General features: G+C 68.9%; 11 protein-coding genes. 6 read left to right on the top strand and 5 right to left on the bottom strand.

The window, feature by feature from the left end:
• Positions 1 to 56: 56 nt before the first annotated feature.
• A complete protein-coding gene (locus tag ABTW65_RS19355) occupies positions 57 to 974 on the top strand; it encodes a LysR family transcriptional regulator (protein WP_350663032.1) in 918 nt (305 codons plus the stop codon).
• A 10-nt stretch (positions 975 to 984) separates the two neighbouring features.
• Here ABTW65_RS19355 and ABTW65_RS19350 read toward each other — a convergent pair whose 3' ends face one another.
• Both ABTW65_RS19350 and ABTW65_RS19345 read right to left on the bottom strand, forming a co-directional pair.
• Entirely contained in the window at positions 985 to 1,653 is a 669-nt protein-coding gene (locus tag ABTW65_RS19350; protein ID WP_350663030.1) for a TetR/AcrR family transcriptional regulator, read from the bottom strand.
• Positions 1,654 to 1,748: 95 nt separating this feature from the next.
• Positions 1,749 to 3,263 (bottom strand): flavin-containing monooxygenase, encoded by a 1,515-nt coding sequence (locus ABTW65_RS19345; RefSeq protein WP_350663027.1) that lies wholly within the window; start codon positions 3,261 to 3,263, stop codon positions 1,749 to 1,751.
• Between the two features lie 273 nt (positions 3,264 to 3,536).
• On the opposite strand from ABTW65_RS19345, the gene ABTW65_RS19340 reads away from it, so the two are divergent.
• A complete protein-coding gene (locus tag ABTW65_RS19340) occupies positions 3,537 to 4,352 on the top strand; it encodes a hypothetical protein (protein ID WP_350663025.1) in 816 nt (271 codons plus the stop codon).
• Between the two features lie 75 nt (positions 4,353 to 4,427).
• Here ABTW65_RS19340 and ABTW65_RS19335 read toward each other — a convergent pair whose 3' ends face one another.
• Positions 4,428 to 5,606, bottom strand: coding sequence for a CaiB/BaiF CoA transferase family protein (locus tag ABTW65_RS19335; RefSeq protein ID WP_350663023.1), 1,179 nt, complete (start codon positions 5,604 to 5,606; stop codon positions 4,428 to 4,430).
• 196 nt (positions 5,607 to 5,802) lie between these two features.
• On the opposite strand from ABTW65_RS19335, the gene ABTW65_RS19330 reads away from it, so the two are divergent.
• Both ABTW65_RS19330 and ABTW65_RS19325 read left to right on the top strand, forming a co-directional pair.
• Complete coding sequence (locus ABTW65_RS19330) at positions 5,803 to 7,188, top strand: serine/threonine protein kinase (protein WP_350663021.1); 1,386 nt, start codon at positions 5,803 to 5,805, stop codon at positions 7,186 to 7,188.
• A 168-nt stretch (positions 7,189 to 7,356) separates the two neighbouring features.
• Positions 7,357 to 8,805: a glyceraldehyde-3-phosphate dehydrogenase gene (locus tag ABTW65_RS19325; RefSeq protein WP_350663019.1), complete on the top strand. Its 1,449-nt coding sequence runs from the start codon at positions 7,357 to 7,359 to the stop codon at positions 8,803 to 8,805.
• Between the two features lie 22 nt (positions 8,806 to 8,827).
• On the opposite strand, the gene ABTW65_RS19320 is transcribed toward ABTW65_RS19325, so the two are convergent.
• Positions 8,828 to 9,604, bottom strand: coding sequence for a hypothetical protein (locus ABTW65_RS19320; protein ID WP_350663017.1), 777 nt, complete (start codon positions 9,602 to 9,604; stop codon positions 8,828 to 8,830).
• A gap of 275 nt (positions 9,605 to 9,879) precedes the next feature.
• On the opposite strand from ABTW65_RS19320, the gene ABTW65_RS19315 reads away from it, so the two are divergent.
• Both ABTW65_RS19315 and ABTW65_RS19310 read left to right on the top strand, forming a co-directional pair.
• On the top strand, positions 9,880 to 11,880 hold the full coding sequence (locus ABTW65_RS19315) for an NADPH-dependent 2,4-dienoyl-CoA reductase (RefSeq protein WP_350663015.1): 2,001 nt from the start codon (positions 9,880 to 9,882) through the stop codon (positions 11,878 to 11,880).
• 17 nt (positions 11,881 to 11,897) lie between these two features.
• Positions 11,898 to 12,317 (top strand): HIT family protein, encoded by a 420-nt coding sequence (locus ABTW65_RS19310; RefSeq protein ID WP_350663013.1) that lies wholly within the window; start codon positions 11,898 to 11,900, stop codon positions 12,315 to 12,317.
• Here the strand turns inward: ABTW65_RS19310 and ABTW65_RS19305 are convergent.
• On the bottom strand, positions 12,314 to 13,564 hold the full coding sequence (locus tag ABTW65_RS19305; RefSeq protein WP_350663012.1) for a glycoside hydrolase family 1 protein: 1,251 nt from the start codon (positions 13,562 to 13,564) through the stop codon (positions 12,314 to 12,316). The genes ABTW65_RS19310 and ABTW65_RS19305 overlap by 4 nt on opposite strands.
• Positions 13,565 to 13,579: the final 15 nt, after the last annotated feature.

Genomic DNA, 13,579 nt, shown 5'->3' with positions numbered 1-13,579 from the left:
GTAAGATAAAGCGATGTTTCTTGGAGATTATTCATAAGCAAATCTGAAGGGAAGAGATGCTCGACGTCCGCCGCCTCCGACTGCTCGCCGAGCTCGCCGCGCGCGGGACCCTTGCCGAGGTCGCCGAGGCCCTCCACCAGAGCCCGTCATCGGTCTCCCAGCAGCTCGGCCAGCTCGAGCGCGAGGTAGGGGTGCCGCTGCTGCGCAAGGCCGGCCGACGGGTCCAGCTCACCGCCGCGGCCGAGGTCCTCGTCGAGCACACGACCGAGATCCTAGCCCGGCTCGAGGCGGCCGAGGCCGCGGTCACCTCGCTCAGCGACGAGACCGCCGGCACGGTCCGGGTCGCCGTCTTCCAGTCCGTGGCCCTCGCCTATATGCCGCAGGCTCTCGCCGACCTGACCCGGCGCCATCCCCGGCTGCGGGTCATGCTGTCCCAACGCGCGCCCGAGCAGGCGCTCAACGACCTCGCCCTGCGCGAGCTCGACCTGGTGGTCGCCGAGCACTATCCCGATCACGGCGCACCGCACTTCGACGGTCTCGACCGGCAGCCGCTCACCACCGACCGGCTCCGGCTCGCCGTCCCGCCCGAAGGCTCCGGAGAGATCTGGGACGACATCACCTCGCTGGCCGACGCCGGCCGCGTCCCGTGGGCGATGGAACCGCCAGGCACGGCGTCGCGCCACTGGATCGAGGAGCAGTGCCGGCGGGCAGGCTTCGAGCCCGAGGTCCGCTACGAGACCGACGACGTCGAGGCCCATGTCGCGCTCGTGGAATCCGGCAACGCCGTCGCCCTCCTCTCCGACCTGATGCGCGTACGCCACCGGACGGCCGTGCGGCTCATCGATCTGCCGGATTCGCCGCGCCGTACGGTCTTCACCGCGACCCGGACCGCGATCGCCGACTCCCCGGGGATCATCGCCTGCCGTGCCGCGCTGGCTCGCGTGGTGCCCGCGGACCTGACGCTGCCCGCCTGAGTCGGCTCGATCAGCCGAGGAGTTCCTCGAGCGGCTGGTCGTGGTCGATCGAGAGCCCGTACGCCGTCGTGCGGGTGTCGATCATCGCCAGGACCGCCTCGGTGACGACCGAGGTCAGGTGTTCGGCGTCGGGGATGCCCTCGCCGAGGTGGACCCAGCGGCGTACGGCACCGAAGACCATCCCGATCAGGCCGTAGATCAGGGGGTCGACGGCCTTCTTGTCGACCTCGGAGACCTCCACGCCGGTCAGCTCGAACGCGGCCAGGATCAGCTCCTTGATCCGCTCCGCGATCCGGTCGAGGCCCTGCTGCAGCGGACCGGTGCCGTTGGGCGCGGTGTCGACGTCGGCCACTTGGTGCAGGAGCGGGTGCTCGAGCGCCCAGTTGACGTACGCCCCGACGGTGCGGGAGATGATCTGCCGGATCGATCCGGTCAGCTCCATCGCCGGGAAGAGCTTGGCCCACAGTCCGTCGAGGATGTCGGCCTGGATGGCGAGGTCGAGCTCACGCCGGTCGGCGAAATGGCGGTAGACCACCGATCGGGAGAGCCCCGCGGCTTGGCCGATCGCCTGCAGGCTGACGTTGACGCCGTCGGTCTCGATCAGACCGATCGCGGCATCGACGATGCGCTTTCGTCGGTCGTCGTTGTGACGCTTCCAGCGAACTGCCCTGCCATCCATGGTGGGACCATCGTAGTCCCACGTACTTCACGCCGGGACCGGAACGCTTGTCACAGTAATCACAGGCCGGCGCCACAGCGCCGGCCTGCGGGGGCTCAGGCGAACCGGATGACGCCGTCGGCGACCGGCGACCCGAGCGCCTTCATGTCCACGAGATAGTTCTGCTTCGCGGTCCACGGCGACCGGTCACCGGCCTTCGGCATGAGGTCCAGCGAGCGCTGGATGTAGCCGGAGGCCAGGTCCATGAACGGCCGCTCCTCGACACTCGGGTCGCGGGTGACCGTGGCGACGTCGTAGCCGTTCTCCCCCATGAAGTCGAGCAGCCGGATCACGTAGTCGGTGACCAGGTCGGCCTTGAGCGTCCAGGAGGCGTTGGTGTAGCCGATCGTGTAGGCGAAGTTCGGGATCCCGGTGATCATCAGGCCCTTGTAGGCCATCTGCTCGGGCAGGCTGACCTGCTCACCGTCGACGGTGTAGTCGAGGCCGCCGAAGAGCCTGAGGTTGAGGCCGGTGGCGGAGATGACGATGTCGGCCTCGAGCGTCTCGCCCGACTCGAGCTCGATGCCCTTCGGCACGAACGTCTTGATCCGGTCGGTCACCACCGCGGCGTACCCCTCGCGGATCGACTTCATCATGTCGCCGTCGGGGACGAAGCAGATGCGCTGGTCCCACGGGTTATAAGGCGGGTTGAAGTGCTTGTCGACGTACGCGATCGCCTCGTCCTTGGTCATGCCAGGACGGCCGCCGCGGGCGGTGAGGCCGTTGATCCACTGGTCGCGGATCACCTTCTTGACGACACCGGGGGCCCGGCGGGCGAGCTGGTAGGTGCCGACGGTGAGGGCGATGTTCTCCCAGCGAACGGTCTCGTGGCCGAGCTTCTCGCGTACGCGCTTGAACGGCAGCTTGCTGAGCAGCTTGAACGGCGCCGTGTTCAGCAGCGAGGCGATCGCGTCCTGACCCGGGCGGGAGAGGATGTAGGTCGGCGTACGCTGCAGCATCGTCACCTTCTCGGCCCGGTCGCTGCCCTCGCCCGCCAGGTTGGGCAGGAGAGTGACGGCGGTCGCGCCGGAACCGATGATGACGACCTTCTTGCCCGCGTAGTCGAGGTCCTCGGGCCAGTGCTGTGGGTGTACGAAGGTGCCTTCGTAGTCGTCGAGACCGGCGAACTCCGGCTGGTAGCCGTTGGCGTAGTCGTAATACCCCGAGCAGTTCCACAGGAAGCCGGCGGTGATCTCGGTCGGGCCGTCGGAGGTCTCGACGGAGACCGTCCACTGCTTGTCCTCGGTGCTCCACGCGGCACCGGTGACCTTGTGGCCGTAGTGGATCAGCTTGTCGACGCCGTAGTCCTTCGCCGTCCGGCGGAGGTAGTCACGGATCTGGTGACCGTCGGCGAGCGCCTGCGCGCTCTCCCACGGTCGCCACTTGAAGGCGAAGGTGAACATGTCGGAGTCGGACCGGATCCCCGGATAGCGGAAGAGGTCCCAGGTGCCGCCACTGGCATCACGCTGCTCGAGGATCGCGAGCGTCTTTCCAGGAAGGCGCTCACGGAGCTGTGCGGCCGCTCCGATGCCGGAGACGCCGGCACCGATGATCAGTACGTCGACATGCATGTGGGCCAGGTTACCCGGGAGTACGTGTTTGCGACACCCTGTACCGCGAACTTTTGCAAGCATTTTGGATCTCCACCGCTGATCAACGGCACGAAAACAATCGCCACCCCGGCACCACATCCGCGCGCGTAGTCACTACGCTGCAGGCTGCAGCTGTGGGGGCGGCGAAGCATCCACAGCGATTTCGGGGTCACTCACCCATCGCTTTCGGTGGGCTGAGGCTGCATGCGGACCGCACGGTGCGGTCGATGGTCTTCGAAAGGTTTTCCAGTGTTGAGTTTCGTACGCGCCGGCGCGATCGTCGCTGGCGTCACCCTTGCCGGTCTCTCCGCAGCCCCGGCGTTCGCAACCGGTGACCCGGCTGGCAACAACGGCACCGTCAAGATCGAGGAGCACATCGCTCCCGACGACGCGCCCGACACCACGCCGGAGAACGACCCCCACCAGGAATGCACGTTCAACATCGAGTGGTACGGCTTCGACGAGGGCAAGGACATCATCTCGAAGGTCTCCTTCGACCTGCAGGCGCCGACCCTCGACGGTGAGCTCACGGTCGACGGCCCCGCAGAGGTCTTCGTCGGCGGCGACTCCGCCACCGGCGCCGGCACCGACGACGGCCTCGACGGCAGCGAGACCTACACCCTCAACTCGACCGGTGTCGCGCACCCGCAGCAGGGTTACCACGTGAAGGTCACCGTCCACACCCCGGGCAGCCAGGGCAACGACACCAAGTCCAAGGTCTTCTGGTTCGAGAACTGCGTCACGGAGACCGAGTCCCCCTCGCCGTCCCCGTCCGAGTCTCCTTCGGAGTCCCCGTCGGAGACCCCGACCGAGGAGCCTTCCGAGACGCCGACCGAGGCCACCCCGGTCTCCGACGAGACCGAGCCCGCTGACGAGGAGTCCTCCGAGGCGCCCGTCACCGACTCCGAGGTCCCGACCAACATCGACGCCGGTCTCGCCGGTGAGAGCGACTCCGCCGTACCCGCGATGTGGCCGCTGCTGGCCATGCTCGCCGGCGCTGCCGCTGCTGGCACCGCGCTCGTCGTGGTCCTGCGTCGCCGCGCTGCCGCTCTGGTCCACAAGGACTGATCGAACCCGCGCCACATAGAACGGCGCGGCGTATGACCTTCGGGTCGTACGCCGCGCCGTTTCTGCGTCCGGTCGTCAGTCCTGGAACGCGGCGCCCTTCTCGATCAGGGCGTCAGCGTCCTCGATGCCCCACGCGGCGAGGGCCTCGCGGGTGTGCTGACCCGCGCTGGCGGCCGGTCCCGCACCCAAGGTGGAGGTGGTCCGGCTGAACCGCGGAGCGGGGGCGGGCTGGGTGACGCCGTGGTGGGTGACGTACGTCTGGCGGGCCTGCAGGTGCGGATGCTCAGCAGCCTCGGAGGGGGTGAGGACGGGGGCGACGCAGGCGTCCGTGCCCTCGAAGATCTCGGCCCACTCGGCCATCGTCTTGGACCCGAAGGTCTTGGTGAAGAGGTCGCGCATCTCGTCGTAGCGCTCCATCTCGTACTGCCCCGGGCAGACCCCGTCGAGCCCGAGCCGAGTGACCATCTCAGCGAAGAACTTGCCCTCCAGCGCACCGACCGCGACCTGTCGGCCGTCGGAGGTGTCGTAGAGCGCGTAGAACGGCATCGCGCCGTCGAGCAGGTTGCTCTGCCGCTGCTCGTGCCAGGTGCCGGAGGCGAGCATCCCGGAGATCATCGTGGCGAGGTGGGCGGTGCCGTCCACGATCGCGGCGTCGACGACCTGCCCCTGGCCGGTGGTCTTGGCCTCGACGAGCGCGGCCAGGATGCCCATCACCAGGTAGGTCGATCCGCCACCGAAGTCGCCGAGCAGGTTGAGCGGGAAGTGCGGACGGGCCCGGTCCTGGCCGAGCCCGTTGAGCACGCCGGTGGTGGCGATGTAGGTGAGGTCGTGTCCGGCGGACTGGGCCAGCGGACCGTCCTGGCCCCAGCCGGTCATCCGGCCGTAGACGAGGCGCGGGTTGCGCTCCAGGCAGGTGTCGGGGCCCAGGCCGAGACGGTCGGTGACGCCGGGGCGCAGCCCTTCGATGAGTACGTCTGCGGTCTCCACCAGGCGCAGGACGGTCTCGACCGCATCCGGGTTCTTGAGGTCCAGCGCGATGCTCGGGCGGCCACGGGTGAGCAGGTCGCCGGCACCGCCGCCGAGCACGTTGCCGCCCGGCCGGTCGACCCGGATCACGTCCGCACCCATGTCCGCGAGGAGCGTGCAGGCGTGCGGCCCCGGCCCGATCCCCGCCAGCTCGACGACCTTGACCCCGCGGAGGGGACCGGTGCCCTGGCCCAATGTCACTGTGGATTTCTCCGTCGACTCAGTCATGAACTCGATCCTTCCAGAGTCCGGAACGCACCGCCCGGCGTGACCTGATCGCGGAGCCGAGTCCGATACGCTCCGAGACACACTCGCCGGTGCCACAGGAGCAGAGAAGTTGTCTCGGGAAATCCCCACATCCCCCCAGTCCGCAGCCCCCCAGGCCAGCACTGTCAGCCCGCTGACCGCGAACGATCCCCGCGAGATGGGTCCGTACGTGCTCACCGGCCGCCTCGGCCACGGCGGCATGGGCGTCGTCTATCTGGGCGAGGACGCGAACGGGATGATGGCAGCGGTGAAGGCGATCCTTCCCGAGCTCACCTCCGACCCGGGCTTCCGCGCTCGGTTCGAGCGGGAGATCCAGGCCGCCAAGAGGGTCGAGAGCCGGTTCACCGCGAGGGTTCTCGACGCCGACCCCGATGCCGAGCAGCCCTGGATGGCGAGCGAGTACGTCGCTGACCCGCCGCTCAACAAGCTGATCAGCTCCGGCCAGCGCCTGCCCGAGATCGACGTACGCCAGCTGGTCGCCGGTGTCGCCGAGGCCCTCGCCGCGGTGCACGCTGCCGGTCTGGTCCACCGCGACATCAAGCCGGGCAACATCCTCTACGGCGCCACCGACCCGTGCGTGATCGACATGGGCATCGCCCGCTCCGTCGACGGCACCGCGCTGACCCAGACCGGCAAGGCGGTCGGCACCTACGGCTACCAGGCGCCCGAGCAGGTGCAGACCGGCACCTTCTCCAGCGCCGTCGACATCTGGGCACTCGGTCTGGTCGCCTTCGTCGCCGCAACCGGCCGCTGGCCGTTCAGTGGCGAGATCGGCTCGATGGGACACCTCCTCAAGGGCGAGTCGCCCAACCTGAGCCTCTGCCCGGTCTACCTGCGGCCGCTCGTCGCCGCGTGCCTGGCCGAGGACCCGGCCGGACGCCCCTCCGCCGCGGACATCCTCGCCACCAACGGCGACTGGACCCTGCTGCCGGCCCCAGTCACCTCGGAGGAGGCGACCAGCGTCGGTACGCTGCCGCCGGCCTTCACCACCGGCGGGATCGCCCGCCCGCCGCACCCCGCCACGGCGTCGTCCAACACCGCCGACCTGCCGACGATGGCGCCCACGTTCGCCGAGCCTGCCCAGCCTTCCGGCCGGCGCTGGAAGGTCGCGGTGTTGGCCGCTGCCGCCGTCGTCCTGGTCTCCGCCGGAGTCGCCGTCGCCGCCAACCCCGGCCTCCTGCCCGGCCAGGACGACACACCGAAGGTCGGTGAGGTGACCCCGTCTGCCGAGCCGACCACCGGCGAGAGCAGCACGCCGCCGACCACGCCGGTCGGCGGCTCGGTCGAGACCGGGACGGACCCCGGGCTGAACGAGGAACCCGACGACGAGGGCGCGGAGAACGGCGGCGAGATCGCCCCCAGCGACGGTACGGAAACCGGCGACGCGACGCCTTCTGAAACACCGGACCCGAGCGCGACGGCCCCCAGCGACCCGGCCACCGACCCGGCCACCGAGACGCCGACGGCCGAGCCGACCGAGACCGCGACGGTCGAGCCGACCGAGGATCCCGTCGAGGATCCGACGGCGACCGCAACTCCCTGACGGACGTACCTGACTCGTTCTGAGGGGCCGCTCGCAGGGGTCGAAGAGACCCCGGTCACACCGTGTCCAAGGTTGGATCGATCAAGGTGGCCGGGGGTCCCGCCACGCCGATAATCGAGCCTGGCGGGGTGTGCCGTCCCTTCTTCCCGAGCAACCGAAAGTTGAGCTGTGAGCGACACCGACGAGACCTTCAACGACTGGCAGCACCGCGAGGAGCTCGCGGAGACGATGATCCCGATCATCGGCAAGCTCTACCGCGAGAAGGATGTCACCATCCTGGTCCACAGCCGTTCGCTGGTGAGCAAGTCCGACATCTCGATCCTCAAGGCGCACCGCTTCGCGCGCCAGATCGAGGGCGAGGAGCTCTCGGTCACCGAGACGTTCCCGCTGCTCCAAGCGGTCGCCAAGCTCGACCTCGGCCCCTCGAAGATCGACCTGGGCCTGCTCGCCGTCCAGTACGCCGAGGACGAGCGCGGTCTCTCCGTCGACGACTTCGTCGCCGAGAAGCTGTCCGGCGCCACGGGCGAGAACAAGCTCGAGCGCAACGGCGGCCAGGACGTCGTCCTCTACGGATTCGGCCGGATCGGCCGGCTCGTCGCCCGCCTCCTCGTCGAGAAGGCCGGCTCGCGCCACGGTCTGCGGCTGAAGGCCGTCGTTGTCCGCAAGGGCGGCGAGGACGATCTCATCAAGCGCGCCTCGCTGCTGCGTCGCGATTCGATCCACGGCCAGTTCGCCGGCACCATCACGGTGGACGAGAAGAACGGCGTGATCATCGCCAACGGCAACCCGATCCAGTTCATCTACTCCAACGACCCGACGACGGTCGACTACACGGCGTACGGCATCAAGGACGCCATCCTCATCGACAACACCGGCAAGTGGCGCGACCGCGAGGGCCTCTCGCAGCACCTGCGTCCGGGCGTCAAGAAGGTGCTGCTGACCGCGCCGGGCAAGGGCGACGTCCCCAACATCGTCCACGGCGTCAACCACCAGACCCTCACCGGCGACGAGAAGGTCATCTCCTGCGCCTCCTGCACGACCAACGCGATCGTGCCGCCGCTGAAGCTGATGGAGGACCGCTTCGGCATCGTCCGCGGTCACGTCGAGACGGTGCACTCGTTCACCAACGACCAGAACCTGCTGGACAACTATCACAAGGCCGACCGTCGTGGCCGCTCCGCACCGCTCAACCTGGTGCTGACCGAGACCGGTGCCGCTTCCGCCGTCGCCAAGGCGCTCCCGGACCTGAAGGCGAAGATCACCGGCAACTCGATCCGCATCCCCACCCCGGACGTCTCGATCGCGATCCTGTCGCTCTCGCTCAAGAGCGAGACCTCGAAGGAAGAGGTCGTCGACTATCTCCGCGAGGCCTCGCTCACCGGCGAGCTGCGCCGCCAGGTGGACTTCACCACCGCCCGCGACGCGGTCTCCTCCGACTTCATCGGCTCCCGTGCCGCCTCGATCGTCGACGGCAACGCGACCATCGTCGACGGCGACTCCGCCATCCTCTACGTCTGGTACGACAACGAGTTCGGCTACTCCTGCCAGGTCGTCCGCACCGTGCAGTCGATCTCCGGTGTCGAGTATCCGACCTTCCCGGCCCCGGCTGCTGTCTGAGTAACCCGGAACGGAACAGTTTCTACGCTGCCCCGTCTCGTCCGGTCTCCGGATGAGGCGGGGCAGCTTGGCCCCAAGCCCGAAGGATGGCGTCAGGGTCGGTCAGGCCGACCTGCGCCACCTCGCGCAGCGCCGGGGCGGACCGGAGCCACATCTCGTACTCGAGCTGCTCCTTCTGCTTCTCCGCATCGACCCTGAGCCAGTCGACCTCGCGCAACGGCCCGTTCGTCGGCGCACCCCAGACCGTCACCGTCGGTCCGTGCTCGAGGGGCAGCCAGGTCTCCTTCATCGCCTCGAACCAGTCGCCCGGCGGTTCGACCCGGAACGTACGCGGCGGGGTGCTGCGGTTCGCCGCTGATGGTGCACCTTCGTCGTAGGTGTGGCCTACCACCTCCGCTCCGAACACCACCCAGCTGGCGACGGTCGCGACCAACGGGAACCGGCCGCCGTCCAGGCAGCCCCACCGGTCCAGCATCGCGCCGAGGAAGAACGGCACGTACCAGTTGCGTCGCACGACCTCGGCCTGCTCCTCCCAGGTCCGCGAGAGGTCCAGCTTGCGATCACGACCGAGCCTGACGATGAGCGGCCGGACCGTGTCCAACGTCTGGTCCGTGCAGCGCGGTCGCGCCAGCAGCCCGGCGAGCTTGGCCACGTCATAGACGATCGAGCTGCCCACCTTCTGCCCAGGGCCGGCGAGGCCGGTGGTCAGGACCCTGTTCGCCTCGACCTTCCCGATCATGTGCAGCTCGCAGATCCGACGTATCGCCTCGCGCGTCGTGATTAGTGTGGTGGCCCCCATGTGCAGGGACGCTATGAAGGGATGCCGCCCCCGTGCGACCGAAATCAAGACCCTGTGGATAACCCTGTGGAAACCACCTGGGTGCGGCCAGCCAGGAGGCCGGATCCGCTCCTTTTACAAGACGATGACGCCTTGTGAATCATTCACAAAGCGTCATCGTCTTGTAAAAGGAGCACGCATCGACGTTGGGCTCAGGAACGGACCCGCGCAAGGAACACCGCCGTAAATGAAACGGGCACTGGCCGCTTCTTATTACTCATGAGTAGCATACGTCCATGGCGTACGAATCCCTGCTCTCACCGATCACCATCGGGTCGCTCACGCTGCGCAACCGAGTGGTGATGGGGTCGATGCACACCGGCCTCGAGGACCACGCGTGGGACATCCCGAAGCTGGCCGCGTACTTCGCCGAGCGGGCACGCGGCGGCACCGGGCTGATCATCACCGGCGGCTACGCACCGAACAAGCGCGGCTGGCTCAAGCCCTTCGCCAGCGAGATGAGTTCCCGACTGCACGCCGCCCAGCACCGCCGGGTCACCGGCGCGGTGCACGAGGAGGGCGGCGCGATCGCGATGCAGGTGCTGCACGCGGGTCGGTACGCCTACACGCCGTTCTCGGTCAGCGCCTCGGCCGTCCAGGCGCCGATCAACCCGTTCAAGCCCGCGGCCCTCTCCGACAAGGCCGTGGACGCGACCGTGAACGACTTCGCCAAGAGCATCTCGCTGGCGAAGAAGGCCGGCTACGACGCGGTCGAGATCATGGGGTCGGAGGGCTACCTGATCAACCAGTTCCTCGCCGAGCGGACCAACCAGCGCGAGGACCGCTGGGGCGGCACCGCGATCAACCGGATGCGGTTCCCGGTGGAGATCGTGCGGCGTTCGCGCGAGCTGGTCGGTGACGACTTCCCGATCATCTTCCGGCTCTCGATCCTCGACCTGGTCGAGGACGGCCAGACCTGGGAGGAGACGATCGAGCTCGCGTACGCGCTCCAGGACGCCGGCGTCTCGGTCTTCAACACCGGCATCGGCTGGCACGAGGCGCGGGTGCCGACCATCATCACCCAGGTCCCGCGTGGGGCGTGGCTGGACATGACCGCCCGGCTCAAGGCCGAGGTGTCGGTCCCGGTCTGCGCCTCCAACCGGATCAACACTCCCGAGCTCGCCGACGGAGCGATCGCCGAGGGCAAGGCCGACCTGGTCTCGATGGCACGCCCGCTGCTGGCCGACCCCGAGTTCGCCAAGAAGACCGCCGAGGGCCGCACCGACGAGATCAACACCTGCATCGCCTGCAACCAGGCCTGCCTGGACCACGCCTTTGCCAACAAGGCCGCCTCCTGCCTGGTCAACCCGCGCGCCGCGCGCGAGACCACGCTGGTACTCAAGCCGACCAAGCTCAAGCAGACCGTGGCCGTGGTCGGCGCCGGCCCGGCCGGCCTCGCCGCCGCCACCTCGGCCGCCGAGCGCGGCTTTGCGGTGACCCTCTTCGAGAAGTCCTCGCAGCTCGGAGGCCAGTTCCGCCTCGCGATGGCGGTGCCCGGCAAGGAGGACTTCAAGGACACCCTGCGCTACTTCACCCGGCGCCTTGAGGTGCTGGGCGTCGAGGTACGTCTCGACACCGAGGCCACCACCGCCGACCTGGAGCCCTTCGACCACGTCATCGTCTCCACCGGCGTCACGCCGCGCCTGCCGCAGATCGCCGGCTCCGAGGACGACCGGGTCGTGACGTACGCCGACGTGCTCGCCGGCCGGGTCGTCCCGGGCCGCCGCGTCGCGGTGATCGGCGCCGGCGGCATCGGCGTCGACGTCTCCGCCTGGCTGACCCATCAGCCTGAGAGCCTCGAGGAGTGGAAGGCCCGTTGGGGCGTCGGTGACCCGGCGACCTTCCGCGGCGGTCTGACCACGCCGGTCCTGGAGGCACCGGCTCGCCAGGTGACCCTGCTTCAGCGCAAGGCCACCCCGATCGGCATCGGCCTCGGCAAGACCTCCGGCTGGGCCCACCGTGCCCACCTGAAGCAGGACGGCGTCAAGCAGGTCAGGGGTGCGACGTACGACAAGATCGAGGCCGGCGACGACTCCCTCACCCTCCACTACGCCGTCGACGGCGAGCCCCGCACGCTCGAGGTCGACCACGTGATCCTCTGTGCGGGCCAGGAGTCGGTGCGCAACCTCTGGTCCGAGCGGGAGAACTGGCACCTCATCGGCGGCGCCGACGTCGCCGCCGAGCTCGACGCCAAGCGTGCGATCAGGCAGGGCACCGAGGTCGCCGCGGGCTTGTGACCCGATAGCCTCGGAATATGAGCGATCCCGACTGCCTGTTCTGCAACATCGTCGCGGGCAACATCCCGTCCACGAAGGTCTACGAGGACGAGGAGACGTACGCCTTCACCGACATCGCGCCGGCGGCCGAGGGCCACACGGTGGTGGTGCCGAAGACGCACACCAAGGACGTCCTGGAGGCCGACCCCGCGGTCTTCGCCGCGACCGCGAAGACCGCCCAGGCGGTCGCGAAGCGGGCGGTCGACGTGCTGCAGGCGGACGGGGTCAACGTACTCAACAACTGCGGGCCAGCCGCGTGGCAGACGGTGTTCCACCTGCACTTCCACGTGATCCCGCGCTACACCGACAAGACCAAGGACTCGCTCACGCTCCCCTGGGTGCCGCACCCGGGCGACATGGACGCGATCAGGGCCATCGGCGAGAAGCTCGCCTTCTAGCCCGTCGGGGCGCCCTCGGCGTGGGCGGCGACCAGGTCGGCGTACCAGCCGAAGGAGCGTTTGGGCGTACGCACCCCGGCGGCGTCGACGTGCACCAGGCCGTACTTCCCGCCCACGCCGTCCTCCCAGTCCTTGCCTGTGAAGGGTGCTTCCCAGCCATCACGGTCGAGCAGGGTGTAGGCGTAGAAGCCGCGGATGTCGACACCGCGCTCGATCGCGGCCGAGACCGCCTCCAGGTGGGCCTCGAGGTAGTCGATCCGGGCCTGGTCGTCGACCTCGCCGTCCACCATCGGAGCGTCGTACGCAGCACCGCACTCGGTCACCACGATCGGCGGCATCGCGGCGCGATAGCGGGATCGAGTGATGATCAGCCACTCCCGCAGGGCGGTGGGCACCACGCCCCAGCCGGTGTCGGTGGCGGGGTAGCCGACGAGCGGCACCATCCGGAACGGGATGTCGTCGCCCTCGGCCGAGGCGCCGATGCGCTGCGGCGCGAAGAAGTTGACCCCATAGAAGTCCAGGGGTGAGCGGATCACGGCCATGTCGCCCGGCATCGTGACCTCGTCGGCGAGACCGGCGATGTCACGGGGATAGCGGCCCATCAGCATCGCCTCGAGAGGCACCGCGTTCCAGGCCAGGTCGATCAGCTTGGCCGCACCGACGTCGGCAGGATCTTCGGAGAGCGGCCAGATCGGCTCGTGGTGGTTGGCGCACCCGACCGACTCGACCCCGGCGGCGCGCAGCACCTGGACGCCGCGGCCGTGGGCGAGGAGCAGGTGGTGCATCGCCGCGACGACTCCCCAGCCCGCGCGGCGGCCGGGCGCGATCGTGCCGAGGCCGTAGCCGAGGTAGCCGGCCACGTTGGGGTCCTGCACCGGCACCCACTCCGGGACCCGGTCGCCGATCAGGTCCGCTACCCCCTGGGCGTAGTCACCGAACGCGTCGACCGTGGCGCGGTTGAGCCAGCCACCGTCGGCGGCCAGCGTCTCCGGCAGCTCGCCGGCGTAGAGCGTGGCCGACGGGCGAAGACCAGCCTCGAGAAGCTCGTCGACCAGGCGGTCGTAACGAGCGCGGGCATCGGGATCGAAGGCACCGCGCCCACCCGGCTGAAGCTCACGCCAGGAGACCGCGAACCGGTATCCCGGCGCACCGAGACGTTGAAGCAGCGCAACATCCTGCTCGCCCCCCGGCCGGGTGGCGTCTGCAGTGCCGAACACGAAGCCAGTCGGGAACTTGGGAAACGCCACGGCACAATCATGACT

The sequence above is a fragment of the Nocardioides sp. NPDC127503 genome, from assembly GCF_040302165.1.
In the GTDB taxonomy this organism is placed as follows: domain Bacteria; phylum Actinomycetota; class Actinomycetes; order Propionibacteriales; family Nocardioidaceae; genus Nocardioides.
This window is presented reverse-complemented; position numbering and strand designations above follow the sequence as displayed.